This window comes from Arcicella rosea (genome assembly GCF_014204325.1).
Taxonomy (GTDB): domain Bacteria; phylum Bacteroidota; class Bacteroidia; order Cytophagales; family Spirosomataceae; genus Arcicella; species Arcicella rosea_A.
In genome coordinates this window covers 46580-71822 of record NZ_JACHKT010000002.1, presented here as the reverse complement: position 1 = coordinate 71822, position 25243 = coordinate 46580, and the positions used below count along the sequence as shown (strand labels likewise).

The window sequence follows — 25243 nt, the reverse complement described above, 5'->3', positions numbered from 1 at the left end:
TGCCCAAAATACGTTAACAACTTTAGATAATCCCCACAATTAAACATACAATCATACAGGTAATCAAGTTTTTTTGTGTTTTTGATGTACTTTTGCATCTGAACAATTATGGACTTGTTTCTTTGTGAACAACTAGATGTTTGTTTAGCTTAAATTAAAAGGAGTTTTCAAAAGAAACCCTGACCCTAAAATAGCAAATTAATATTCAACAAATGGCTTTAGACCAAGAATCTGACAAAGAATTAGACGAAACAGAAGGTGAAGAAATGACCTTCCTTGACCACCTCGAAGAACTCCGCTGGCATATCTTACGTTCGGTAGCCTCTATTTTAATATTTACAATTGCCGCATGGATTTTCCAAAAAGAAATCTTTGGGAAAGTAATTATGGGACCTTCAAAATCTGAATTTTGGACCAACAGAATGCTTTGTAAATTAGCCGATGCTACAGGTGTAGAAGGATTATGTTTCAAACAAGCCAATTTTATTTTACAAAGTAGAGAAGTATCGGGTCAATTTATGATGGCACTTACGCAATCAATCCTTGTGGGTTTGTTGTTTTCTTTCCCTTATTTCTTCTGGGAAATTTGGCGTTTTGTGAAACCAGGTTTAAAAATCACAGAAGCAAAAGCTGCTCGTGGAGCAGTTTTCTGGGTTTCTTTACTTTTCTTCATGGGCGTTTCATTTGGTTATTTTGTGGTTTCGCCAATGGCAATCAACTTTTTGGCAAGCTTTAAATTAGACGAATCCATCCAAAACCAATTCGATATTAGTGATTATATTTCATTGCTTTCGATGATGACTTTGGCTTGTGGACTAACTTTCCAATTACCAATGATTACTTATGTCCTTTCTAGAGTTGGAGTACTGACACCTTCATTCATGCGAGAATATCGTCGCCATGCAGTAGTTGTGATTTTGATTGTCGCTGCTGTTATTACACCTTCGCCCGATATGATTTCTCAATTATTGGTCACTATTCCATTATTGGGTTTATATGAAGTAAGTATCCTCGTTTCGGCAAGAGTAAACCGCCAACGTGAAGCAGAAATGTTGTAAGTGAAGTTTATAAGTCTATGAGATTATGAGTTGATAAGGTTTTGACAGCTTTAAACTTAAATATTCTTCAACATAAAATTTAATTTTCTTAAAAGAAGCCTTTGCCTAAATCGAAGGCTTCTTTTAAATTATACCCATACCATGCTCAAGAAAGAACGTTATCAAAAGCTAATCGCTTATTTCACCGAAAACTTCCCGATTGCAGAAACGGAATTGCATTATCGCACGCCTTACGAATTATTGGTAGCGGTATCCTTATCAGCACAATGCACCGACAAGCGAGTGAACATGGTAACACCAGCTTTATTTGAACGCTTTCCAGATGCTGAATCTTTATCAAAAGCTGAATTTGATGAAGTGTTTCATTACATCCGTTCGATTTCTTATCCGAACAATAAAGCCAAACATCTGATTGGCATGGCACAACGTTTGGTTTCAGTATATAATTCAGAAGTACCAAGTACTATTGAAGAACTACAAACCTTGCCTGGTGTTGGTCGTAAAACGGCAAATGTAATTGTTTCGGTGATTTATAATCAACCAGCCATGGCAGTGGATACTCACGTTTTTAGAGTCTCTCACAGAATAGGATTAGTTCCCAAAACTGCCACAACGCCTTTGGCTGTTGAGAAGGAATTAGTGAAATTTATTCCTAAAGAATCTGTACCCGTGGCACATCACTGGTTAATTCTTCATGGACGATACATTTGTGTAGCAAGAAGCCCAAAATGTGGAGAATGTGCTTTGAAGCATCTTTGTAAATACTACGAAGCACTTGAAAAGAAGGTGATGAAAGAAAAGAGTAAGGAAAAGCTTTGAGCCTTGAGTTATGAGCTTTTTTATTTTTATCAAAAAAACATTTTCAAATCTTCAAATTCCCATATTTTCAAATTAAATAATCATGCAAGAATACATCCAACAAAACTGGTTAGAAGGCTTAGGGATACTCACAACATTAATTTGTGTTTGGCTGAATACTCGCCAAAATATTTGGGGCTGGTTTTGGGCAATTGTTTCTTCTGGGATTTATGGCGTGATTTACTGGCAATTCAAATTGTATTCGGATATGGAATTGCAAGGAGTATTTATTGTTTTGAGTATTTATGGCTGGTATCAATGGCTTTTCGGTGGCAAAGCACGAACAGAATTACCAGTAACGACAATGCCCACTAAATTTTGGCTCGCTTGTTCTGTAATTTTCTTGGCTTTCACCTTGGCTTCTGGCTATATGCACAGTAAATACTCGGATGCTAGTTTGCCTTATGTGGATTCAGCACTGACAGCAATTAGTTTAATTGCTCAATGGATGATGGCAAGAAAATACCTTGAAAACTGGCTCCTATGGATTGGTGCTGACTTTTTTTATACAGGTATGTACTTATATAAAGGGCTTTACGGAACAAGTGTTTTATATTTACTTTTATTGGCTTTGGCAATTAAAGGTTATCAGGACTGGAAGAAAAGCCAAGCTATTTCCTAAACTCAATTACTTCATTAAAAATCCCTCTTTTTGCTTGCCAGTCTTGTACGGCTTTGCCAGTGCCTGATGGCCACGGATTGATTTCATAGTCTTTTTTACGTTGATATTCCAACAATTCTGGACTTAATTGTATCGTTCCTTTTGCCCGAACATGATACGTAATCAACAATTGGTTCATTCTGTGAAATTCGTACAAACCTATCAATTCTACGATTTCGCCATCAAGGTTTAATTCTTCTTTTACTTCTCGTAAAATACCTTCTTCGGGCGTTTCGCCTGCTTCCAGAAAGCCTGTGATTAAAGCAAACCAGCCTTCGGGCCATGCGGTATTTCTAGCAAGAATAATATCGCCTTCGTGTTCAACAATGGCAGCTACTACAGGCGTTGGGTTATTCCAATGCACAAAACCACAATCGTCTTCATCGGCACAGAGTATCCTTTCTCTATCATCTTTAAACTTGGTAATCAAGCTTTTTCCACATTGTGGACAGAAATTCATTTTTGCCATTTTTATATCAATCCTGACACTCCCTACCATTCCGTGATAATTAAAAACTTTTTATCTCTTCGATGACTTAATTTATGTCAAGCGAATCACAAAATATCTCTTCGATGACATAATTTGTGTCAAGCGAATCATAAAATATCTCTTCGATGACAGAATTTGTGTCAAGCGAATCACTAAATATCTCTTCGATGACATAAATTGTGTCAAGTGAATCACTAAACATCTCTTCGATGACAGAAATTGTGTCAAGTGAATCACTAAATATCTCTTCGATGACAGAATTTGTGTTATGCGAATCACTAAACATCTCTTCGATGACAGAATTTGTGTCATGCGAATCACAAAAGTATGCTACAAAAACAAAACCCCTCAACTGTAAAGTTTAAGGGGTTTTGTTAAATTATTGAATGATTATAAAGCCAATTCACTCACTGCCAACCAAGACATCAAGCCTGCTCCGATTTCCAAAGCACTTTCATCAATATCAAAAGTAGGCGTATGAACCCCTGAAATAATGCCTTTTTCTTCGTTACGAGTACCCAAACGATAGAAACATGAATCAACATGATGAGTATAATAGGCAAAATCTTCGGCAGCCAACCAAATATCTAAGTCAATTACGTTTTCTTCGCCCATGTACTCCACTGCTGCACCTTTCATTCTGCGAGTGAGTTCTGGTTCATTTTTCAAGAATGGATACCCTTTTTGAATAAATACTTCACAAGTTCCACCCATTGATTCCGCAATGCCTTCTGCCATTTTTTTGATACGAGCCAAAGCATCTGCACGCCAAACTTCGTCCATCGCACGGAAAGTACCTTCTACATATACTTCGTTTGGAATCACGTTGGTAGCACCATTGGCAATTACTTTTCCGAAAGTCAAAACAGACGGATAACGTGGATTTCTGTTTCGGCTAATAATTTGCTGTAAAGCCACGATAATATGCGAAGTAATCAACACTGGGTCGATGCCCAATTCAGGCATAGCACCGTGTCCACCTTTGCCTTTTACGGTAAAGTACAATTCATCCGCACTTGCCATGTACATCCCTTCACGGAAGCCGATTTTACCCACAGGAATATTCGGTGCAACGTGCTGACCAAGCATTTTACTGGGTGCAGGGTTTAGCAAAGCTCCTTCGGCAATCATGACCGAAGCTCCGCCAGGTGCTTTTTCTTCCGCAGGTTGAAAAACTAATTTCACCGTTCCATCGAACTCATTGCGGAGATTGTATAAAATTTTAGACACGCCCAATAAAGAAGCTGTATGCACATCATGTCCGCAAGCGTGCATTACCCCTTGATTTAATGATTTATAAGGTACATCGTTTGCTTCAACAATCGGCAAAGCATCCATGTCAGCACGCAAAGCCACGATTTTTGAAGAAGGGTTATTGCCTTCAATCGTTGCCACTAAACCAGTATTGGCAATTTCTGTTGGCGTAATACCAATTTCCTTCAAACGTGCGGCAACGTATTGCTGAGTTTTAAATTCTTCATAAGACAACTCAGGGTTTTGGTGCAAATGTCTGCGATTCGCAACGAATTCTCCAGCCAAATCATTGGCTAATTGTTTTATTTTATCTTTCATATTTTTCAAGCCATTTGTGGCTTATACAACAATTTTACATTGATAGTTGACAGTAGAATAGCTATAATAATCTACGCTAAATTTCATCCTATTATTTTCCTTTATGAAATTTGAGAAAGAATAATAACAAAGTATAAAGTACAACATATAGAAAATCAATTTAAACAAACCAAGTAATGAAGCATAGTAAAATAAAATTTCAACTATCATCTAAAGAACTAAAATTTCAAGTAGAAAACCTTTCTGAGGCTTCCTTTTGTTTCTTCTTAATTTTTATCTTGTCAATAGTTTGTATATTAATTCCTTTATTTATTGAAGAATTAAATATGTTAAACCAAGTATTCATCGATGAGTTTGGTCAATGATTTTGAAGGTAATTAATTTACCTTCAAAATCATCTTCTATCAAAGTAAACAGTTTTTCCACTATAAATTTAACCCTAACTTTACACAACTGTTGGTGATTTTTACCCACAAAGACGAAACCAATTTTATCATTTTTCCTAATCGTAAAAGCAATAGAGGTATATTTATATAAGTTAATTTAATATTGGACACTCGTTATTATCTGTGAAGACACTGACAATGAAATGTTCTATTAAAATCTATTCTACTTTTCAATTACAATATTTTTTTATCGCTTCATAAGCTTGCCTATTCCCTAACTCCCCAGCTTTACTAAAGTCTAAACAGCCTCCATTTTTATCACCTAACATCACCTTAGAAATCCCTCTGTAATAGTAATGCCAAGGATATTCTGGTACAATTTCAATTGCATTGTTGAAGTCTTGTATTGCACCTCTATGATCTCCTAGTTTAGCTTTACTTAGCGCTCTTTGCTGGTAATAAAGAGGATTTGGAGCATAATGAGTTTTTGGATAATAAATTTTGATTGCTCTACTAAAGTCTTGTATCGCTCCTACATGATCTCCTAAACTAGCCTTTGCCATCCCTCTTTTACCATAATAATAGTCATCTTCTGGGTTAATTTCGATTAATTTGTTATAGTCTTGTATAGCACCTTTGTAATCTCCTGCATTGTCCTTCTTTATTGCTCTCAACAAATAAGTATTGTCGGTTGTTTGTCCATAACAAAAACTTGATATTGAAAATAGTATTGGTAATAATATTCTTTTCATAAATCTATTTTTATGTTTTGATTAAATATTTGGGGCTTTACTTTCATACTCTTTCAGTTGTCTGTGTTCTTAAAATGAAATACTCGCATTACTTTTTAAATTCTGCTGTACAAAAGAAATAGATTTAAGATTGTTAAAGACAAGAGTATTACTCTTTTTACGCCATCATCGCCACTAAAATACTTTCTCTTTTTTAAGATGAAATATTTAAGTTTTGAAGACTTTGCTCTGTTTTATTTCTTGTTTCTATTTTATCAAAAAGTCTTTGGAGTTTCACCCATTGCTCGGCTTCAATATCTAATACTTCTTCTAATCTGATGGCTAACTCAATACTTACTTTCTTCTTTTCTTTTAATAAACAATTCAAAAAAGGCTGACTAATTCCTAATTTTTCTGCTAAGTCAGTTTGTTTTAGTCCTCTTTCTTTGATTTCATTACGCAACAAATCGCTTGGGGGCATTGCCACAGGAGTAAGGTAGTTTGTGTCTAATCTTCTTTTTATTTTATTAATGATAATCGTTATCAAATTCAATTATCATAACAAAATATAACCTTTTAATTTATAAAAACAGGTGATACAAAATTAGTTTACAAATTTAACCACAACTTTAGGTTTTCATTCTCTGAATCTAATAATTCCAAATGTATTTTGCCGTTTTCGTTCCATTCTATACTGATGCTAAAAGCTTGTAGTAATTCGTTTACTAAACTTTCTAAAGGTATATTGCCGTAAATGCAGTCTTTAAAATAGGTTTTTAATGAACCTGCATATACTTCTTCACAAACTTTTTGATAATCTTCTATCGAATAGCCTTCGCCTGTTTTTCCAAAACGCTCCCACATCAATTGCATCACATTGCCCAATGAACGACGATTACCGAATTTCAAGCGAATCATTAAATCTAAAATCAAAGCAACTACTGCTCCTTTTTGATAAATTGATACTCTGCGATGCGGAATGGGTTGACTGTAACCATCTAACCATAAATCAAAAGAAGATTCTACAAGCGATTGAAAGGCTTTTCCATCTTGTTCAAAATGGCGTTTGATGACCGTTTCTAATTCCTTTAAATAGGCTTCTAAATTAAATACTCCTGATTGCACCAAGAATAAATCGCCAAAATAAGTAGTTACGCCTTCGGCCACAAAACCCGTTGGGAAGTAATTTTCTTTGGTAAAATCATAAGGTGACATTTCTATCGGACGAATTTTACAGATATTCCAAGCATGATATAATTCATGTGAACTGATGCCCAATAAATCTGTATAAAGTCCTTCGCCTTCGGAAGCTGGTCCTAAAACTATCATGGTAGAATTGCGATGTTCTACGCCATGATAAAAAGAAGTAGGCAACATCCAATTGATGAAATGATAGTCCTTTTCAGGAAAATCGCCCATTACTTCAATCTGTTTTTGGGTGAATTGTTGGAAGTCTGCCAAAGTTTTTTCCCAGTTTGGAATATAATTTCCCAAAAACCAAATAAAAAATTCTGTATCGGCAACACGATATGTTTTATGTTGTAAATACGGACTTGCCAGCATCGGTGAGTCCACCAAATGATAATAGTCTGATGCCAACAAAGTATGCGGCTCGTTGACTTTATTAGGCAAACCGCACACAATTTTGTAGTCGTCTGGTAACGAAATACTTACTTCACAGGCTTCATCCATTCTGCCTTCAACGTATGGCAAACAGTTTACAAAATTGATGTACATTACCGTATCATCCACAAAGGAACTTCCTGCATTTTGTACATTTGCAAAATAAGTAAAAACTATTTTAACTGACTGAATATCAGAAGTGTTTACTTTCCATCTATCTTTAGCAATTTTCCTAAATTCAAGTAAATTACCTGCTAAGTCAAATATTTCAAAACGCTGAACATTTTTAGCAAAGTTTTGTAATTCATATCGTCCTGGTCGCCATGCAGGCAACTGAATTTCAATCGTTTCCGACTGAATATTTTCAATAAGCATTTCTATATCTAAGAGATGGCTTTGTGGTTCTTTAACATCAATTTTATAATTCATATTCTTATTAAGCTTTTCAAAGTGATATAAAATTAGCGTGTTGAATAAGTATTTAGGACTAATTTTCTAATAATTTCCATCAAAGATACTCATTATCATTACCTTAGTGTCAGAAAGTTTTTAGAAAGAATTTGCAACTTCAAAAAACTTCTGTACCTTTGCAGTCCTGTTTTAGAAATATAAGAATTATAAAGATATAATGCCATGAAAAGAACATTTCAACCTTCTGTAAAGAAAAGAAAGAACAAACACGGATTCCGTGAAAGAATGTCAACTCCAAACGGTCGCCGTACTTTGGCTGCTCGTCGTGCAAGAGGAAGACACAAATTGACAGTTTCAGACGAGAAAAGAGGTAAATAGTCTTAGAATGTGAACAATTTGAAAATTTGAAAATGAGTAGCGTTTGAACTTTGTTTTAATGACATTTTCAAGCGAGCAAATCTTCAAATTAACAAATTAAAGCATGAAATTTACTTTCAAAAAGTCGGAACGTCTAAGTTCTAAGAAAGTTATAGATAAGCTCTTCGATAGAAAGGGTAGTGAAAAAATCAACTCGGTTTTTCTCTACCCCTTTCGTGTTTCTTATATTCTCGATAATGCAAGTTTAGTCGCTGTAACGGAGAGTACAGAATTCATTGATGCAGAGATTGACATTATTCCTGAAACTTCTACAGAAAATACACCAAAAATTAATACTGCTATTTTAATTTCTGTTTCAAAACGTTACTTCAAACATGCTGTTGACAGAAATCTCATCAAACGCCGTACTCGTGAGGCTTATCGTTTGAACAAACATCTTTTGATGGAAAAACCTTCTTCACAAATTCCAGCTTATATTGCTTTTGTGTATATTGCAAAGACGATAGAAGATTATGCCAAAATTGAAAAATCGATGAAAGCGATTTTCAAAAAAATGGTGTAGCCAACGGTATTTCAATCAGCTAAGAAATTAACCAAAGCTATGAAATACTTCTACAAACTTCTTCGTTTGGTTCTTTGTACAATCAAGTAAAGGATGAATACTTTACGATTTCCCCTTTTAACATTTTCTGACAAATGAATATAAAAATGTCTGCTAAGTCATTAATAATCACAGCTGTTACTGTGGTGGGCTTTTCGTTGGCTTCATTTACTGACCCGGGCGAACGCTTCTTCGAAATCGCCAAAAATTTAGACATTTATGCAACGCTCTTCAAGGAATTGAACCGTTATTACGTAGATGAAATCAATCCCAATAGAACCATCAAAACGTCTATTGATGCCATGTTGAAATCATTCGACCCATATACTGTGTATTATGCAGAAGATGAAATCGAAGATTATATGACGATGACGACGGGCAAGTACAATGGCATTGGCATTGTTACAAGTAATAGAAACGGCAAAATATTGATTATGCTCATTGATGAAGGTACACCCGCAGAAAAATCAGGTTTACGCATTGGCGATGAAATTGTAAAAGTAGATGGCATTGATTTAGCAGCCCGAAAAATTGGTGATGCTGGAAAACTAATCAAAGGACAAACTGGAACAGCCGTAAAACTAACCGTAAAACGTTATGGAACGGATAAATTAGAAGAATTTTCGATTACTCGTGATGTCGTAAAAATGAAAAACGTGCCATATTACGGCATGATTAATAACGAAGTAGGTTATATTGATTTAAAAGATTTTACAAGTACTGCTTCCAAAGAAGTTCGTACGGCATTTACCGAATTGAAAGGAAAAGGCATGAAAAAATTAGTATTGGATTTACGTGAAAATCCGGGAGGATTGTTGAACATGGCAGTTGATATTTGTAACATTTTTCTTCCAAAAGAATCCGAAATTGTTTCAACCAAAGGTAAAGTACAAGATTGGAATAAAACTTATGTTGGCTTAAATGCGGCAATGGATACAGAAATTCCAGTAACGGTTTTAACAAATTCAAGAAGTGCTTCAGCCGCTGAAATTGTAGCAGGAGTCATTCAAGATTATGACCGTGGCGTGTTAATCGGACAACGTAGTTATGGAAAAGGTTTGGTTCAAATTACTCGTGATTTAACCTACAATACTAAATTAAAAGTAACTACAGCGAAGTATTATATTCCAAGCGGACGTTGCATTCAGGCAATTGATTATAGTCACCGTAATCCAGATGGAAGTGTTGGTAAATTACCAGATTCGCTCCGCAGACCATTCAAAACCAAAAAAAGTGGAAGAGTAGTATATGATGGCGGTGGCGTTTTACCAGATATTGAAGTTGACAAACCATATCCAGCGGCGGTTACTTTGGCATTGTCAAACAAGTTTATTTTGTTTGATTATGCTATCAAATATCATTTTGAACATCCTACCATCAAACCTGCAAAAGATTTTGAATTGACCAATGCAGAGTATAACGACTTTGTAAAATGGGCGGTTACACAAGATTTTGATTATACTACGCAAGCCGAAAAAGACCTTAATCTTTTAGAAGCTTCAGCGAAAAGAGAACGTTATTTTGAAAATATTTCTGAACAATTGAAAGCTTTAAGAAATAAACTTTCACACAGTAAAGAAGCTGATATTATGAAGTTTAAGGATGAAATCAAAACAGCTTTAGAGCAAGAAATTGTGGTGCATTATTACTTACAAAAAGGTACTCGTGAACAATCGTTTGCCAAAGACCCAGAAATTCAAGAAGCATTAAAATTATTTGGAGATATGCCTCGCTATCAATCAATTTTGAAAGGGAATTAGCAAATTACACAAGTATAAAAACAAGATGGCGTTAGAGAAATCTATCGCCATTTTTATTTGCCATAGCTTGGATGTAATTTTGTGGGAAATTAATTCTTAAAATCTCAATGGCATTAATCCTTAGTATAGATACTTCCACCAAAGTATGTTCGGTTGCCCTTCATCAAGACGGCAAAATTTTGGCTTGTAGTGAGCTTTACACTGAAAAATCTCATTCAGGAATGCTTACAACGCTTTGCGAAAATATTGTTACTCATGCTGGTTTTAGCTTAAACCAGTTAGATGCCATCGCCGTAGCCAAAGGACCAGGCTCATATACAGGCTTACGAATTGGTGTTTCTACGGCAAAAGGCTTTTGTTTTGCTTTGGATAAACCGCTGATTTCCGTAAATACTTTAGAAGCGATGATAATGCAAATAAGTGATTTCTTTCCTGAGAATTACTTGTTTTGTCCGATGATTGATGCTCGAAGAATGGAAGTATATTGTAGTATTTGGGATAAAAAACATCACAATATTTTAGAAACCGAAGCTAAAATTATCGACGAATATTCCTTTCTTGACTTACTGAATACACAGCCCATTGTTTTCTTCGGCGACGGAGCAGAAAAATGTCGTGAAGCCATTTCGCATAAAAACGCTATTTTTTTAGAAAACACTGTTCATCCTTCTGCTAAAACCATTGGTGTTTTGGCAACTAAATCTTTTGAAGAATCGTTGTTTGAAAACGTAGTGAGCTTTGAACCTTTCTATTTAAAGGATTTTGTAGGAACTCAGCCAAAGAAAATTTAATCGAATATGGAAGAAGATATTATCATCAATAAAGTAGCCAGCAGTGGATTAATCTCATTCGACCTTGAAGAACTTTATCATCAAGGCGAAAGAGTAGTTTATGATTTGAAAGACAATCTTTTTATGGGCATGATTTTGAAGGAAAAAGACTTTAGAGAATTTCTAAAAAATCATGACTGGTCGCAATATGAAGGTAAAAATGTGGCTGTGATTTGTTCTGAAGATGCCGTAATTCCTACTTGGGCATATATGTTATTGACTTTGAAAATGCAAGACTTTGCAAATTGTATCGTTTTCGGAGATTTAAAAGCCTTGGAAGATAAACTGTTTTACGAAGCCCTTGCCAAAATTAATCTAGAAGATTACCGTGGAGCGAAAGTTGTTATCAAAGGCTGCTCAAAAGTACCTGTACCAACCAGTGCTTATGTAGAAATCACTAGATTATTCAAGCCTTATGTACAATCGTTAATGTTTGGTGAACCTTGTAGTACTGTGCCACTTTATAAAAAGGCAATGGTTAGGTAGAGAATTTCTACGAATCAATAATAAATTAAAACGAGGTCGCTCAGGAATGGGCGACCTCGTTTTAATTTACTTATTATACCATCACCTTCTCTTTTTTCTTCCCCAAGAAAGGTAACCAGCTATCTTCTATACTTCCACCAAAATCTCTTAAAAACATCACAAAAGAAGGTTTATAAGGTTTTGTCTTTAAAGGCATTCCTGCTTCTTCTGGAGTAAGGTCTCCTTTTCGTGAATTACATCTTTTACAAGCCGTTGTGAGATTATCCCACGAAGTTCTTCCACCTCTTGACTTTGGCAAAACATGGTCTAAGGTTAAATCTTCGGGTGTTCCGCAGTACTGGCATTGTCCACCATCACGTCTAAAAATATTTTGTCTTGATAACATCACACCTTTATAAGGTAAATACACATAACGATGTAAGCGAATTACCGAAGGCATTGGAAAAGATTGCGAGACACTTCTTAGTTGCTCAGTAGCAGACTCAGATATTAAATCAGCTTTTTTTAGAAACACTAGTAAAAAAGCCTTAGGAATCGAACAAACGGTTAAAGCACTATAATCTTGATTTAAAACTAAAACTTTCCGACCCATAATCCTTAAATTTTAATGTTGAAAGAATATACTAGAACTCGTGATTGCTTTTGTAAATTTTTACTGCTTTATGTGTTTTTAACAGATGTATTTAATGATTTAGTAAATTACTGATAAATCTTGAAAAAATAACGTCTTGTTATACTTTTTTGTTGTACTTAATCTTTTGTTAATCAGAAGTTTATAAAAACATTAAAAAAAGCCCTGAATTCAGAAGGTTTTATCTCTTTTCAAGAAATTTGCAGACAAGCATTCTTTAGTAAAGCTTTAAATGAAGTTTTTTGTTTAGATAAGCGTAACTTTGTAACATTGATTAACCAAACGAAAACAGTAAACCGCATAATGACCGATCGTTACATGCAAAGAGGTGTTTCTGCCTCTAAAGAAGACGTACATAAAGCCATCGAAAAACTTGATAAAGGGCTTTTTCCACAAGCATTTTGTAAAATTTCACCAGATATGTTGGGTGGCGATGACACCTATTGCAATATTATGCACGCCGATGGTGCGGGTACAAAATCGTCATTAGCTTATCTTTATTGGAAAGAAACTGGCGATGTTTCTGTTTGGCGTGGTATCGCTCAAGATGCGGTAGTGATGAATACTGACGATTTAATTTGTGTAGGAGCAACTGATAATATGCTGCTATCAAGCACGATTGGACGTAACAAAAACCTTATTCCAGGCGAGGTAATTGCTGAAATTATCAATGGTACTGAAGAAGTATTAGAAATGCTTAGAGATAATGGCATTGGTATTTGGAGTACTGGAGGCGAAACAGCAGATGTGGGTGATTTAGTGAGGACAATTATCGTAGATTCTACCGTAATTGCTAGAATGAAACGTTCAGACGTAATTTCTAATCATACTATTCAAGCGGGCGATGTGATTGTTGGTTTAGCTTCTGATGGACAAGCGAATTACGAAAAGGCTTATAATGGTGGAATGGGTTCAAATGGACTTACTTCTGCCCGTCATGATGTTCTTGGGCATTATTTGGCAGATTTATACGCTGAAAGCTTTGACCCTGCTGTACCAAAAGATTTGGTTTACAGTGGCTCAAAACGCCTGACTGATGAAGTGGCAGGAACTCCATTGAACGTAGGGCAATTAATACTTTCTCCAACTCGTACTTATGCACCCGTTGTAAAAGCGATATTAAACGAATTAAGACCCGTAATTCATGGAATGGTACATTGTTCAGGCGGCGCACAAACGAAGGTCTTACATTTTGTAAATAACGTACACATTATCAAAGATAATCTTTTTGCTTTGCCTCCATTGTTTAAAATGATTCAGGAAGAAAGTAATACAGATTTTAAAGAAATGTATAAGGTCTTCAATATGGGGCATAGACTAGAAGTATATATCAACCCACAATATGCTCAAACTTTGATTGATATTTCAAAATCATTCGGAATAGAGGCACAAATCATTGGTAGAGTAGAAGGCTTTGAAGGTAAACAAGTAACGATTCAATCTGAATTTGGAGAGTTTGTTTATTAGGAGATGGTTAACAGTTATCTGAAATCAGTTAACTGTATTTAATGCAGATATTAGACAAATTCAATAAAAATAAATAGCTTATTAAGGTGAGGGATTTTTCTCTCACTTTTTTAATGGTTTTAGCGTAATGGGTACAAACGAAAAAAGGGTTACAACTAAGTTGCAACCCTTTTTCTATTCTAAAAATGTCAGTTAATTACTTAACTTCAACTTCAGCACCAGCTTCTTCTAAAGATTTTTTCAAACCTTCAGCTTCGTCTTTAGATACGCCTTCTTTAACAGCTTTTGGAGCTCCGTCAACTAAATCTTTAGCTTCTTTCAAGCCAAGACCTGTTAAGTCTTTCACCAATTTAACTACTGCTAATTTACTTGCACCAGCAGATTTCAAGATAACATCAAATGATGTTTGTTCAGCAGGAGCTTCAGCAGCGTCACCACCACCAGCGTTACCAGCTACAACTACTGCAGCAGCAGCAGCAGGCTCGATACCATACTCATCTTTCAAAATTGCTGCTAATTCATTAACTTCTTTTACAGTTAAGTTCACTAATTGCTCAGCGAATGCTTTTAAATCTGCCATTGTATTAAGATTTTTTATTGTTTACGATTTTATTAATTTACTATATGTTTTTGTACTTGGAAGCCTATTTCAATTTGAAAATAAACTAACTTAAAAATTTGAAAGTGATTATTACAATCAGAATCAAGTTTGAAAATTAACCTTCTCTCTCTGAAAGAGTTTTGATGATACCAGCTAATTTGCCACCACTGCTTTGAAGAGCAGAAACAACATTTTTCGCAGGAGATTGTAACAATCCAACGATTTCGCCAATCATCTCTTGTTTAGACTTAACATTTTCAAGAGCAGCTAATTGATCTTCTCCGATGTATAAACCTCCTTCAATAGAAGCACCTTTGAATTTAATTTTATCTTTACCTGCTTCTTTTTTGAAGTCTTTAATCAATTTCGCAGGAGTTTTAGGATTTTCTGGTGAGAAAATGATTCCTGATAAACCTTTGAAAACTGTATCGTTAAATGAAGTATAGTCTACTCCAGTTGTTTCCAATGCTTTTGCGATAAGCGTGTTTTTAACGACACGGTACTCAAAACCACGTTGGAAACACATTCTTCTAAATGCGTTTACTTCTGCAACAGTTAAACCACCGGTATCTGTAATATAGAAGTAAGGAGTAGCAGCGAACTTTTCGCTCAACTCTTGGATAATTATACCTTTTTCTTCCTTTGTCATGATTACAAACCTTTAACTGTTCCTTGGTCAATTTTAACACCCGGAGACATTGTAGAAGACAAATTAACTGACTTCACATAAGTTCCTTTGGCTGAAGATGGCTTCAATTTCAACAAAGTGTTGATAAGTTCCTGAGCATTTTCAGCTAATTTCTCAGGAGTGAATGAAACCTTACCGATAGAAGTGTGGATGATACCAGTTTTGTCAACTTTAAAGTCGATTTTACCAGCTTTCACTTCTGTAACAGCTTGTCCAACGTTCAAGGTAACAGTACCTGATTTTGGATTTGGCATTAAGCCACGAGGTCCTAAAACACGACCTAAACGACCTAACTTAGCCATTACGGTTGGCATTGTGATGATTACATCAATGTCAGTCCAACCTTTTTCAATTTTTTGGATATATTCATCCAAACCAACAAAATCAGCACCTGCCGCTTTTGCTTCTTCCTCTTTATCAGGAGTACAAAGTACAAGAACTCGTACTTCTTTTCCTGTTCCATGAGGCAAAGCAACTACGCCACGAACCATTTGGTCAGCTTTACGAGGGTCAACCCCCAAACGAACGTCGATATCTACTGAAGAGTCGAACTTCGTATATGAAATCTCTTTCAAAATTTCAGCAGCTTTCGTAAGTGAATACGATTGCGTTGCGTCATATTTTGATTGAGCTTCTTTTTGCTTTTTTGTTAACTTAGCCATTTTTTTAATTTCGTTATTGGTTATTAGTGATTAGTTATTAGTTATTGATTAAAACTGGATTATTTGTGTATATGTCCTCATTTCAACTCACAACTCATAACTCATAACTCATAACTCAAAAAGGTTTTTCTCCTGTTACGTTCAAGCCCATTGAGCGAGCTGTACCTGCTACCATGCTCATTGCTGATTCGATGGTGAAACAGTTTAAATCAGGCATTTTTGTTTCTGCGATAGTACGAACTTGATCCCAAGATACTGAACCAACTTTTTTCAAGTTTGGTTGAGCAGAACCCAATTTCACTTTCGCTGCTTCCAACAACAAAATTGGTGCAGGAGGAGTCTTAACTACGAATTCAAAAGATTTGTCTTTGTAGTAAGTAATCAAAACTGGAAGAATAACACCTGGTTTATCTTGTGTTCTAGCATTGAACTGCTTACAGAACTCCATGATATTCAAACCCTTAGAACCCAAGGCTGGACCAATTGGGGGTGATGGGTTAGCGGCACCACCTTTGCATTGCAACTTTACGTAGCCTGCTATTTCTTTTGCCATTATGGTAAAAATTTAAAATCGTTTGAGTTATTGAAAATTTTCTGCCAATAAGGGTGGAAGCTTCCTTACCTGAAAATCCTCGGTCTATTTCATGTAGATTATTTTGTAACTAAACAATCTGATTCACAGTCATTTGAAAGTACTTATTCATACTTTTTACCTAACTGGTCTATGAAACGGACTGCAAAATTACGGCTTTCTTCTTAATATACAAATAGTTATGAAAGATTTTGATGAGTTTTTTTCAATGAAGTGCTTTTATTGACAATATCAGTAAGAATAATTTGTCAAAAGTCAGCGTGAAATTAATTTAAAGAAGATAATTCAACGAAATTCAATAAATTATGTTGATATTTTTGCACAAACAATAATTCTATTTAATGCTAGAATAATGCTATACGATATAACCATGTGCAGAGGTGACAACTGTCCGAAGAAATATCTTTGCTATCGACATACAGCAGACATTGAAGGGAGACAGGATTTTTTCCCTAATCCCCCTTTTGATGTTGAACAAAATACTTGCGAGTTTTTCTGGCAAGATGTTCAGCGTTTTGAACAAATAAAATTGCGTGCTTACGAAATTTATCTTGAAGAACGTCGTCCTCGTGGCAGAGCACTCGACCATTGGCTAAAAGCGGAACAAGAATGTATCGAAAAATGGAACAAGTAAATCGACACTATTTTTTGCGATAAGTACAGCTTTTATTGTCAGACTCTTTGTAATAAGATTTGTAATTGCTTGCTTTGGGGTCGGTACATCCTTTTAAATTTAATAATTCTATATTACGGAAATCAATGGCATGGCTTTCGGCTTGCATTGCGATGTAGCCTTCTTTCAAAGGTTGTCCATCTTTTTTTATCCATTCTGCTCCATTATCAATCTTAGCTTGCTTCCAATCGTAATCTTGGCTTACGAAACCTCCGCCAATGTGCATTTTTTCAAAAGTTAGTACTGTATCACCTTCAATAATATGGTGAATTAATGAATCGCCATAAACAATGGCTTCTGCTTTTACCCATTGGTCGCCATGATATGTTTTTGAATGTGAATCCGTACAATGGTCTGTAACTATTTTCCCATTCATATATACTTCCGTACCTGGCGTACATAAATTTCCAGTATGACGCTCACCTTTTCCTAAACCGCCCAATAATTGTAACTCTAAAGAAACTGGAAAACTTTGTCCTTTCGATAAACTTTTAGCCGACTGAGAGTGCAACATTACTCCACTATTTCTCACATTCCATGAAGCACCGCCAGCCAATTGTTCACCTTGAAAACGATATTCAAAACGAATGATATAATACGAATAGGGCGTTTTGTAATAAATATGTCCAAACTTATCGTCAAAAGTTTTGTATTGGTCATAAGCAATACGCATCATTCCATCTTCCACCCGAAAAGTATTTTTATAATTCACATTGAGGTTCTCGCCAGCAATTTTGATGTCCCAACCATCCAAGTTTTTACCATTAAATAGTTTTATCCATTCCTGCTTTTCCGCTTTTTTTTGTGCAAAAACTGAGAATAAACAACCGTTTAATAAATAGATTAAAATAAAGTACTTTTTCATCTGTTATTTTTTAGAAGGTTTTTAAATGATTTGAATATTTAAGCCAATAAATGCTCAATTTACTCAAATGTTAATGATTGTTAACGATAATGATAGAGACTAAACTTTTAAAATTATACCCAATCTAAACGACATAAAATTAAAAAACATGATTATGAAAGCAATGCACATTCAACCTAACACTTCGATAGAAGTTGGTTCTAAAAGTAAAATCACATTAGCCACACTTATTTTGATGGCAAGTATAGGTCTTAGTAGCTCTTTTATAAGTAACGCCCAAAATCCACATGGTGATAGAAGAGACGACAAAAGCAAAAAAGAACAACACGACAATGGAAATAATGGACGTGGAAGAGACGATAACCGTGGTAATGACAGATATGATAATCATAAAGTAATTATCAATAGAAGACCTGTTGTTAAACAAACAACTGTTGTTTACAGAAACAGTACTCCAAACTGGCGTTATGCTTCTTTACCAAGACGTAACACAGTCGTAAATGTTGCACCGAGTACTTCTATTGCTGTTTCGTTCGGAGGGATAAATTTCCGTTATAATAATGGTGTTTATTACAGACCATACCAAAATACATACATGGTTACGCCTGCACCGATTGGTATTAGAGTTAGATATTTACCACGTGAACACAGAGTCTTTAATCTTTATAATCGTCCATATCATTATTACAACGGAGCGTATTATGAATATCAAAACAACGATTACGTAGTTGTTCCTCCTCCAATTGGTGCTTTGGTTGAAAGTATTCCTGATGGTTATGAGAAACTACAAATCAATGGCGATACTTATTATATCGTTGATGGAGTGCAATACAGAGCAGTTTTACAAAACGGAGAAATCTGGTACGAAGTAATAAAAATCATTAGTTAGGTGTTTAGGTTTTGATAAAGGTATCGGCATTTGTCGATACCTTTTTTGATTTAAACAGTATAAGGAATGAATAATCTAAACTCACAACCCTCTCCTATTTTACTTTTCAATTCTATTCTTCCTTTATGCCCTTCCACCATTTCTTTCACATAATAAAGTCCCAAACCGAAGCCTTTTACATTATGAACATCCCCAGTATGTACTCTAAAGAATTTGTTAAATACTTGTTTTTGATCTCTATCCGAAATGCCAATGCCATTATCTTTGATTGAAATCACCAAGTTGTTGCCAATATTTTCAGAAGAAATTTTAATGTAAGGTTTTCGTTCGCAATATTTAACACCATTGTCAATTAAATTGTGAATAATATTGGTGAAATGAAGTCTATCAGCCTTGATTAAAGCATTTTTGGCCTTCAATTCAATAATTAGTTCCCCATTTTTTTCCTTAAATAATGGTTCGCAATTGATGGACAAATCTTCAATTAATTCATTAATATCTACTTCTTCAAAATTGAGTTTATCAATTTTCTGAGCAATATTGGCAGTTTGTAAAACGGTATCTACATTCTTTTTTAACCGTGCGGCTTCTTTTCTGATAATGGCTGCATAACTCAATAATCGTTCAGGAGTATTCACAATTTCTGGTTTCATCAGTACTTCACTGGAAATAGAAATGGTTGAAATCGGCGTTTTAAATTCATGAGTCATGTTATTGATAAAATCATTCTGGATTTCTGAAAGCCTTTTTTGCTTGAAAATCAACATCAAAGCATACACGAAAAAAGCCATCACCACCAACAGAATTGCAGATGAAACAAACCAATTGTCGAGGTCGCTTAAAAGGAATAATTTTTTATCTGGAAAGTGAACACCAAAGTAATAATTATGGATATTCAAATCTGGAAAATGATAATTACTGGTAGAATCCGAACGGTCGCAGTTTTCAGAATGACAAACAAAAGAAGTATAATTGATATTGTCTTTGAGGCAATCATAAACACCAAATTCAAAATTGAGCCTAATATCATTATGAGCAAATTCTTGTTTTAGAAATTCCTCCACAATCATGTGATTGATGGTATCATTTACCTGAACAGTATAATAATTTGAAGTAACTCGCTCGACAGGGTCAATTAATTTATTATTTGGATTTTTGTTGAAATCCAATAAACGTTTGCTCACTACTCGCAAAGCAGAAGTTGCTCGTTGGTCAAAATCACGGTCTTGAATATCGTAAGCCTGACGAAACCAATAATATTGTACAATGATTACTCCTCCCAAAAGAAGTACAGAAAGTGCAACGAATATTCTGAGTGTTTTTGAATTCATATTATTAGCCTTGAGCTATGAGCTTTTTTGTTTCTTGTATTTATAATTCAAGTCTAAAATCCTAAAGTAATGAATCTTGTTTTTGAAACTCCAAATTCCTCCAGTCCTAAATTCCTAAGGTCTTCTAGTCCTAAGGTCTTCAAGTCCAAAGTCTTGCGTATTGTCTCTAAAATCTTGCTTCTAAAAAGAAAGAACGCTTTTCACAATAAAAATAGTTTTTCTCTTAACAATCATTAACTTTTATAAACTTCCTAAAATACCCAAAACCAAACTTGCAGAATTGTATGCTGCCACAAATTCAAAAGTTTTCATGTCTAAATGTGCTTTTGAATTGGCATTATCGCTGATACTTCTGATGACCAAGCAAGGAATTTTCTGTTGATAACATACTTGTGCCACGGCAGCACCTTCCATTTCTGTAGCATCTGCACCGTATTTCAGTCTTAATTCTTCTACTTTCTGATTAGAATTCACAAAAACATCGCCAGTCGCAATTGTTCCTGTCATTACTTTTAGGTTTCTGTTTCCTACAATTTTATACTTTGTTTTGTTGGAAATACTTTTTGCTTTTTTCAGCAAGATTTCATCCGCAGGAAAGTAAATCGGATTTAATTCAATATATCCAGGATTTCGAGTAGCACGCAAGGTAAAACCTGTAGAATCTATTTTTCCAAAATCATGTTCAAAAGTAGCTTTTGCGATTACAATATCGCCCGGTTGTAAATCTGGATGAATGCCGCCTGCGATTCCTGTGAAAATCAATTGTTCGGGATTCCATTTCATCAATAAAATACTGGTCGTCATGGCGGCATTTACTTTGCCAACGCCTGTTAAAGCAACAACTACGGAACGTCCACGTAATTCTCCCGTCAAGAAACGAATACCTTTTAGATTTACTTCTTTTTTATTACTTAGTGAATCCTCCAACAATTTTACTTCTTGACTAAATGCTCCTAAAATGGCTGTTAAAGGCTTTTGAGCTTGAATTTGTAAACTGATGAAGAGGAATAAAAGTACTTTTTTCATGTTGATTGAGTGATTGGTGATTAGTAATTGGTGATTAGGGTTGGATTTCGCAATTAGAATTTTACTATCTATGGCAGAAATCTAATCACTAATAACCAATCACTAATCACATCAAGAAATAATTAATGACAATACCGCAAAAGCATCAATCACCCAAAGAGCCATTGAAACTTCTTTGTGTTTTCCTGTGAATACTTTGATGATTGTCCAAGAAAGAAAACCCCAAATAATTCCTTGTGTGATGGAGTAAGAAAAAGGAATCAGTACCAAAGCCAAGAAAGCAGGAATGGCATCATCCATTTTCGACCAACTGATTTTAGTAATGGGTTTCATCATAAATACTCCAACAAGTATTAAAGCGGGAGCCGTAGCAATGGAAGGAATCACCGACAATAAAGGCGATAAAAACATAAAAGGCAAAAACAAAATCCCTGCCGTAATAGCCGTTAAACCTCTTCGTCCGCCTTGTTCAATACCCACGGCTGATTCTATATAAGCCGTTCCGGGACTTGTTCCTAAAATACCCCCCAACAAAGTTGCGACAGCGTCGGTCAATAAAGATTGCTTAATATTTCGTGGTTCACCGTTTTCGTCGTACAAGTAAGCCGCTTCTGCCAAACCTACAAAAGTAGAAAGGCTATCAAACATATCAGTAAACACAAAAGCAAAAATGATAGGAAACAAAGCAAATTTGAACGAACCAATGATGTCTAATTGAAAAAGTAAACTAAAATCTGGCGAAGCGATAAGTCCATTCCAATTGACTAAAGTTTTTTGTCCGAAATTAATGGCTGAAGCATCTCCCCAAATTCTTCCGATAGGAATTGCCAATAAAGTAGTAATAACAATTCCGATAATAATCGCACCTTTTACTTCTCGAACTACCAAAACCGCTGTCAGCAATAAACCAATTAAAAAAGTAATAACAATCGGATTATGAAAACTGGCAATGCTCACCAAAGTAACAGGATTTGAAACGATAAAATGTGCATTTTCAAAACCGATAAGGCTAATAAACAAACCAATTCCCGCAGAAATGGCAAAACGAAGTGGTTTAGGAATTGCCTTTACGATATAAGTACGCAAATTAAAAATCGACAAAAATAAGAAAAAAACACCTGCCCAAAATACTGCTCCCAAAGCAACTTGATAGGAAATTCCCATGCCTTTTACGGCTGTGAAAGTAAAAAAAGCATTCATTCCCATGCCTGGAGCAACCACAATTGGGTTTTTGGCATACAAGCCCATCATCAAACTACAAAAGAATGAAAGTAAAACGGTGGCCGTCAGCACGGCATCAAATGGCATTCCTGCTTGAGAAAGTATAGAAGGATTGACGATGATAATGTACATCGTGGCTAAAAATGAACTTATGCCTGCAAGTATTTCAGTTTTTTTAGTTGTTGGTGACATATAAACGGTTTTTGTCTAAAAATAGGGATTGTTCATCAGAAAGACAACAATAATGAACTATCAAACTTTAAATATGATTTTGTAAAAAACGAACTCAATGAATTATTTTTATTAAATTTCATGATGCAATACTTCTTTATGTTTTTGGCTTTTATTTGTGGAGTGGTTTTTCCGATACAAGCTGGTTTGAATGGAAAAATGACTAAAATTGTTGAAAACCCAATTTTAGCGGCTTTTTTATCATTCTTGACAGGTTTAATTGCTTTAGGCGTTTATGCTATCATCACAAAAGTACCTCTCAAACAAATCACTTATGCACAAAATGCACCTTGGTATGTTTGGTTTGCAGGAATTTTGGGTGCTTTTTATGTAAGTACAGTGGTAATTTTGATTCCAAGATTGGGCGTAGCATTTACTTTTGGCTTAATTGTAGCGGGACAAATGGTCATTTCTATGGCTTTAGATCATTTTGGTTTATTTGATTTACCCGTAAAACCTATTTCGATTGGGAAAATTTTTGGAGCCATTTTATTAATCATCGCTGTTGTGTTAATTCGTAAGTTTTGAACTGTTGTGATACCGATTTTGCTATTTTTTCGTTGAAATAGCATTGTGTTAAAAATCATTAAAGTATTGTCAATGATGAAAAAATTAATTCTTATTACCGTTCTTTTTTCTTGTGTACAAGTTGAAAGTGAAGCATTTACTTCAAGTACTGCCAAAACAACTATTGCAGAAAGTCAATCACATTCGAGCTTGAAAGTGAAGCGTCGTCGTAAAAAAGGCTTTCTTTGGGGAATCTTCAAGAAAAAAGATTGTGGCTGTCCGAAGCATTAATCATTTTTCAATTTGATTGATTTTTTATGGTTTTTTAGTAAAATATGTGCATTTTTACCCTAAAACTTTGGTTTTCAATCAATTCGATAAAATTACAATAAATGAAAGCTTCTTTTGAACAATTGGGTGATTCATCGAATAGCTCAATTTTCTTCAAACAATTAAGTTATTCTTATTTCGATGCTCCTTTTCATTTTCATCCAGAATTTGAACTTACTTTAATTGTAAAAAGTGAGGGAAAACGTTTTGTAGGAACTAACGTGGCTGATTTTCAGACAGGTGATTTGGTTTTGTTAGGACCAAACATTCCTCATTGCTGGAAAAACGATGGAATCGGCCCAGAAGATTCTTCACAGGCTATCGTTGTACAATTTAAAGAAGAAGTTTGGGGCGAAATGTTTTTTAAAAATCAAGAAACAGAACCCATAAGAATACTTCTTGAAAAAGCTAAACAAGGATTACAAATCACAGGAAAAACCAGAGATAGAATTGCCAAGGAAATGGTTTTTCTTTTGAATGTTCCTCCTTTTCAACGAATGCTTGGTTTGCTAGATTTATTGAATACAATTGCCATTTCTAATGATTTGAAATTGATTGAAAGCGAACCAAAGCAATTCGAAATGTCGGCTGTGGATTTAGATAGAATCAATAAAATTTACGCTTACGTCATCGAAAATTACACGCAAGAACTCCATTTAGAAACCGCCGCCCATTTAGCAAGTATGACAGAAACGGCTTTTTGTAGATACTTCAAAAAAATCACCAAGAAAACCTTCCTAGATTTAGTAACCGAATATCGCATCAAACACGCTTGTAATTTATTGGCTAATTCTGAAAAACAAGTAGCCGAAGTTTGTTTTGAAAGTGGTTTTGGTAATATTTCGCATTTCAACAAGCAGTTCAAACAAGTAACTGGACAAAGCCCACTTGGTTATAGAAAAGTATTTTTGGCAAAAGCCGCTTTTATTAGAAGTGAAAGATGGGTAAAAGCTATCCCTCAATAGTGGTTAAATAAGTGTGATCTTTTAATACTTGTTTCAAGAAATCGGTATCGTTCAAATCAGTATTAATGCCCATTACTTCTTTTACTTTTTCGGTTGCTTCTTCAATCAATTGGTGATTGTGTTCTCCCTTTTTCAAAACGGCTCTCAAAGTAATAATATCTTGGTCAGATAAAATACTTACTTCTGGAAACACTACTTGATAATTTTCAGCAATACTTTCTTGACGAAGCTGTTCTAAACTTACTAATGGCTTGATTTTCACAACGGCAGTACCTGCGGCAATATCACCAATTCTTTGCCCTTTACCATTTACAGAAGCGACAACCAATGCCACAACTGAGCCAAAAATCATGGTATCGGCTAGTCTAAAAAGCCAACGCATCAAATAAGCACCCAGCGTGGGTTGTGTTCCATCAAGATTAATTACCCTGATATTCATCGCTCTTTTACCAATACTTTGTCCATTCATGAATACTTCAAAAAGTAAATCATAACACATGATGGGTAAAACGATAAAAGTAATAAAAATGATTACGACGAAAGTATTATCCTCAAAAGAAGCAAATAGCCCAGAAAAAGAGATTGAACACAAAGTACCCCAAGCGATGAAAATAACCCAGTCGATAATATGAGCTAAGATACGGTCGCCAACACTTGCAGGTGTAAAGTCTAAAGCAACATTTTGTGTGGTTTGAATGCGTATTTTATTCATTGTTAAT

29 protein-coding genes are annotated in these 25243 nt (G+C 35.0%); 14 read left to right on the top strand and 15 right to left on the bottom strand.

The window, feature by feature from the left end:
* Window positions 1-212 precede the first annotated feature (212 nt).
* The 3 genes from tatC to pnuC all read left to right on the top strand — a co-directional run bounded on the left by tatC (window position 213) and on the right by pnuC (window position 2538).
* Window positions 213-1058 carry a twin-arginine translocase subunit TatC gene (tatC, locus tag HNP25_RS01750; protein ID WP_184129331.1) on the top strand — a complete coding sequence of 282 codons (846 nt, stop codon included), beginning with the start codon at window positions 213-215 and terminating at the stop codon, window positions 1056-1058.
* A 141-nt stretch (window positions 1059-1199) separates the two neighbouring features.
* Window positions 1200-1877: an endonuclease III gene (gene nth / locus HNP25_RS01745; RefSeq protein ID WP_184129328.1), complete on the top strand. Its 678-nt coding sequence runs from the start codon at window positions 1200-1202 to the stop codon at window positions 1875-1877.
* A gap of 82 nt (window positions 1878-1959) precedes the next feature.
* Window positions 1960-2538: a nicotinamide riboside transporter PnuC gene (pnuC, locus tag HNP25_RS01740; protein ID WP_184129325.1), complete on the top strand. Its 579-nt coding sequence runs from the start codon at window positions 1960-1962 to the stop codon at window positions 2536-2538.
* Here the strand turns inward: pnuC and HNP25_RS01735 are convergent.
* The 5 genes from HNP25_RS01735 to HNP25_RS01715 form a co-directional block, all read right to left on the bottom strand.
* A complete protein-coding gene (locus HNP25_RS01735) occupies window positions 2528-3046 on the bottom strand; it encodes an NUDIX hydrolase (protein WP_184129322.1) in 519 nt (172 codons plus the stop codon). The two genes, pnuC and HNP25_RS01735, sit on opposite strands and share 11 nt — an antisense overlap.
* Before the next feature lie 411 nt (window positions 3047-3457).
* The gene (locus tag HNP25_RS01730) at window positions 3458-4639 is read right to left on the bottom strand and encodes a M20 metallopeptidase family protein (protein ID WP_184129319.1); all 1182 of its coding nucleotides are present in this window, start codon (window positions 4637-4639) and stop codon (window positions 3458-3460) included.
* A gap of 616 nt (window positions 4640-5255) precedes the next feature.
* A complete protein-coding gene (locus HNP25_RS01725; RefSeq protein WP_184129316.1) occupies window positions 5256-5777 on the bottom strand; it encodes a tetratricopeptide repeat protein in 522 nt (173 codons plus the stop codon).
* A 193-nt stretch (window positions 5778-5970) separates the two neighbouring features.
* Entirely contained in the window at window positions 5971-6303 is a 333-nt protein-coding gene (locus tag HNP25_RS01720) for a HigA family addiction module antitoxin (protein WP_184129313.1), read from the bottom strand.
* Window positions 6304-6365: 62 nt separating this feature from the next.
* Window positions 6366-7808, bottom strand: a complete 1443-nt coding sequence (locus HNP25_RS01715) for a M61 family metallopeptidase (RefSeq protein ID WP_184129310.1) — start codon at window positions 7806-7808, stop codon at window positions 6366-6368.
* A 204-nt stretch (window positions 7809-8012) separates the two neighbouring features.
* Between HNP25_RS01715 and rpmH the strand changes: the two genes are divergently transcribed.
* From rpmH to HNP25_RS01690, 5 genes are all read left to right on the top strand, one after another.
* Window positions 8013-8168, top strand: a complete 156-nt coding sequence (rpmH, locus tag HNP25_RS01710; protein ID WP_184129307.1) for a 50S ribosomal protein L34 — start codon at window positions 8013-8015, stop codon at window positions 8166-8168.
* Window positions 8169-8271: 103 nt separating this feature from the next.
* The gene (gene rnpA / locus HNP25_RS01705; RefSeq protein WP_184129304.1) at window positions 8272-8730 is read left to right on the top strand and encodes a ribonuclease P protein component; all 459 of its coding nucleotides are present in this window, start codon (window positions 8272-8274) and stop codon (window positions 8728-8730) included.
* Window positions 8731-8876: 146 nt separating this feature from the next.
* Window positions 8877-10529: a S41 family peptidase gene (locus HNP25_RS01700; protein ID WP_229202758.1), complete on the top strand. Its 1653-nt coding sequence runs from the start codon at window positions 8877-8879 to the stop codon at window positions 10527-10529.
* Window positions 10530-10636: 107 nt separating this feature from the next.
* Entirely contained in the window at window positions 10637-11320 is a 684-nt protein-coding gene (gene tsaB, locus HNP25_RS01695) for a tRNA (adenosine(37)-N6)-threonylcarbamoyltransferase complex dimerization subunit type 1 TsaB (protein ID WP_184129298.1), read from the top strand.
* Between the two features lie 6 nt (window positions 11321-11326).
* Window positions 11327-11845 (top strand): DUF2480 family protein, encoded by a 519-nt coding sequence (locus tag HNP25_RS01690; RefSeq protein WP_184129296.1) that lies wholly within the window; start codon window positions 11327-11329, stop codon window positions 11843-11845.
* A gap of 73 nt (window positions 11846-11918) precedes the next feature.
* On the opposite strand, the gene HNP25_RS01685 is transcribed toward HNP25_RS01690, so the two are convergent.
* On the bottom strand, window positions 11919-12437 hold the full coding sequence (locus HNP25_RS01685) for an HNH endonuclease (RefSeq protein ID WP_184129294.1): 519 nt from the start codon (window positions 12435-12437) through the stop codon (window positions 11919-11921).
* 342 nt (window positions 12438-12779) lie between these two features.
* Here HNP25_RS01685 and HNP25_RS01680 point away from each other — a divergent pair, with 342 nt between their 5' ends.
* Complete coding sequence (locus tag HNP25_RS01680) at window positions 12780-13943, top strand: AIR synthase related protein (protein WP_184129291.1); 1164 nt, start codon at window positions 12780-12782, stop codon at window positions 13941-13943.
* 196 nt (window positions 13944-14139) lie between these two features.
* Here HNP25_RS01680 and rplL read toward each other — a convergent pair whose 3' ends face one another.
* The 4 genes from rplL to rplK all read right to left on the bottom strand — a co-directional run bounded on the left by rplL (window position 14140) and on the right by rplK (window position 16447).
* Complete coding sequence (gene rplL, locus HNP25_RS01675; protein WP_184129288.1) at window positions 14140-14523, bottom strand: 50S ribosomal protein L7/L12; 384 nt, start codon at window positions 14521-14523, stop codon at window positions 14140-14142.
* Between the two features lie 136 nt (window positions 14524-14659).
* Window positions 14660-15193 (bottom strand): 50S ribosomal protein L10, encoded by a 534-nt coding sequence (gene rplJ, locus HNP25_RS01670; protein ID WP_184129286.1) that lies wholly within the window; start codon window positions 15191-15193, stop codon window positions 14660-14662.
* A 2-nt stretch (window positions 15194-15195) separates the two neighbouring features.
* Window positions 15196-15894 (bottom strand): 50S ribosomal protein L1, encoded by a 699-nt coding sequence (rplA, locus tag HNP25_RS01665; RefSeq protein ID WP_184129283.1) that lies wholly within the window; start codon window positions 15892-15894, stop codon window positions 15196-15198.
* Window positions 15895-16009: 115 nt separating this feature from the next.
* On the bottom strand, window positions 16010-16447 hold the full coding sequence (rplK, locus tag HNP25_RS01660) for a 50S ribosomal protein L11 (RefSeq protein WP_184129280.1): 438 nt from the start codon (window positions 16445-16447) through the stop codon (window positions 16010-16012).
* A 391-nt stretch (window positions 16448-16838) separates the two neighbouring features.
* Between rplK and HNP25_RS01655 the strand changes: the two genes are divergently transcribed.
* Entirely contained in the window at window positions 16839-17120 is a 282-nt protein-coding gene (locus tag HNP25_RS01655) for a DUF2934 domain-containing protein (RefSeq protein ID WP_184129277.1), read from the top strand.
* Window positions 17121-17127: 7 nt separating this feature from the next.
* On the opposite strand, the gene HNP25_RS01650 is transcribed toward HNP25_RS01655, so the two are convergent.
* The gene (locus tag HNP25_RS01650) at window positions 17128-18024 is read right to left on the bottom strand and encodes a 3-keto-disaccharide hydrolase (RefSeq protein ID WP_184129274.1); all 897 of its coding nucleotides are present in this window, start codon (window positions 18022-18024) and stop codon (window positions 17128-17130) included.
* A gap of 154 nt (window positions 18025-18178) precedes the next feature.
* On the opposite strand from HNP25_RS01650, the gene HNP25_RS01645 reads away from it, so the two are divergent.
* Entirely contained in the window at window positions 18179-18913 is a 735-nt protein-coding gene (locus tag HNP25_RS01645; protein ID WP_184129271.1) for a DUF6515 family protein, read from the top strand.
* Window positions 18914-18963: 50 nt separating this feature from the next.
* Here HNP25_RS01645 and HNP25_RS01640 read toward each other — a convergent pair whose 3' ends face one another.
* The 3 genes from HNP25_RS01640 to HNP25_RS01630 all read right to left on the bottom strand — a co-directional run bounded on the left by HNP25_RS01640 (window position 18964) and on the right by HNP25_RS01630 (window position 22683).
* Entirely contained in the window at window positions 18964-20244 is a 1281-nt protein-coding gene (locus HNP25_RS01640; RefSeq protein ID WP_184129268.1) for a sensor histidine kinase, read from the bottom strand.
* 240 nt (window positions 20245-20484) lie between these two features.
* The gene (locus HNP25_RS01635; RefSeq protein ID WP_184129265.1) at window positions 20485-21270 is read right to left on the bottom strand and encodes a 5'-methylthioadenosine/adenosylhomocysteine nucleosidase; all 786 of its coding nucleotides are present in this window, start codon (window positions 21268-21270) and stop codon (window positions 20485-20487) included.
* A 111-nt stretch (window positions 21271-21381) separates the two neighbouring features.
* Entirely contained in the window at window positions 21382-22683 is a 1302-nt protein-coding gene (locus tag HNP25_RS01630; RefSeq protein WP_184129262.1) for an NCS2 family permease, read from the bottom strand.
* A 120-nt stretch (window positions 22684-22803) separates the two neighbouring features.
* Here HNP25_RS01630 and HNP25_RS01625 point away from each other — a divergent pair, with 120 nt between their 5' ends.
* From HNP25_RS01625 to HNP25_RS01615, 3 genes are all read left to right on the top strand, one after another.
* Window positions 22804-23250, top strand: coding sequence for a DMT family transporter (locus HNP25_RS01625; RefSeq protein ID WP_184129259.1), 447 nt, complete (start codon window positions 22804-22806; stop codon window positions 23248-23250).
* Between the two features lie 72 nt (window positions 23251-23322).
* Window positions 23323-23520 (top strand): hypothetical protein, encoded by a 198-nt coding sequence (locus HNP25_RS01620; RefSeq protein WP_184129255.1) that lies wholly within the window; start codon window positions 23323-23325, stop codon window positions 23518-23520.
* Between the two features lie 101 nt (window positions 23521-23621).
* Complete coding sequence (locus tag HNP25_RS01615) at window positions 23622-24524, top strand: AraC family transcriptional regulator (protein WP_184129252.1); 903 nt, start codon at window positions 23622-23624, stop codon at window positions 24522-24524.
* Here the strand turns inward: HNP25_RS01615 and HNP25_RS01610 are convergent.
* Complete coding sequence (locus tag HNP25_RS01610) at window positions 24511-25236, bottom strand: RDD family protein (protein WP_184129249.1); 726 nt, start codon at window positions 25234-25236, stop codon at window positions 24511-24513. The genes HNP25_RS01615 and HNP25_RS01610 overlap by 14 nt on opposite strands.
* Window positions 25237-25243 lie beyond the last annotated feature (7 nt).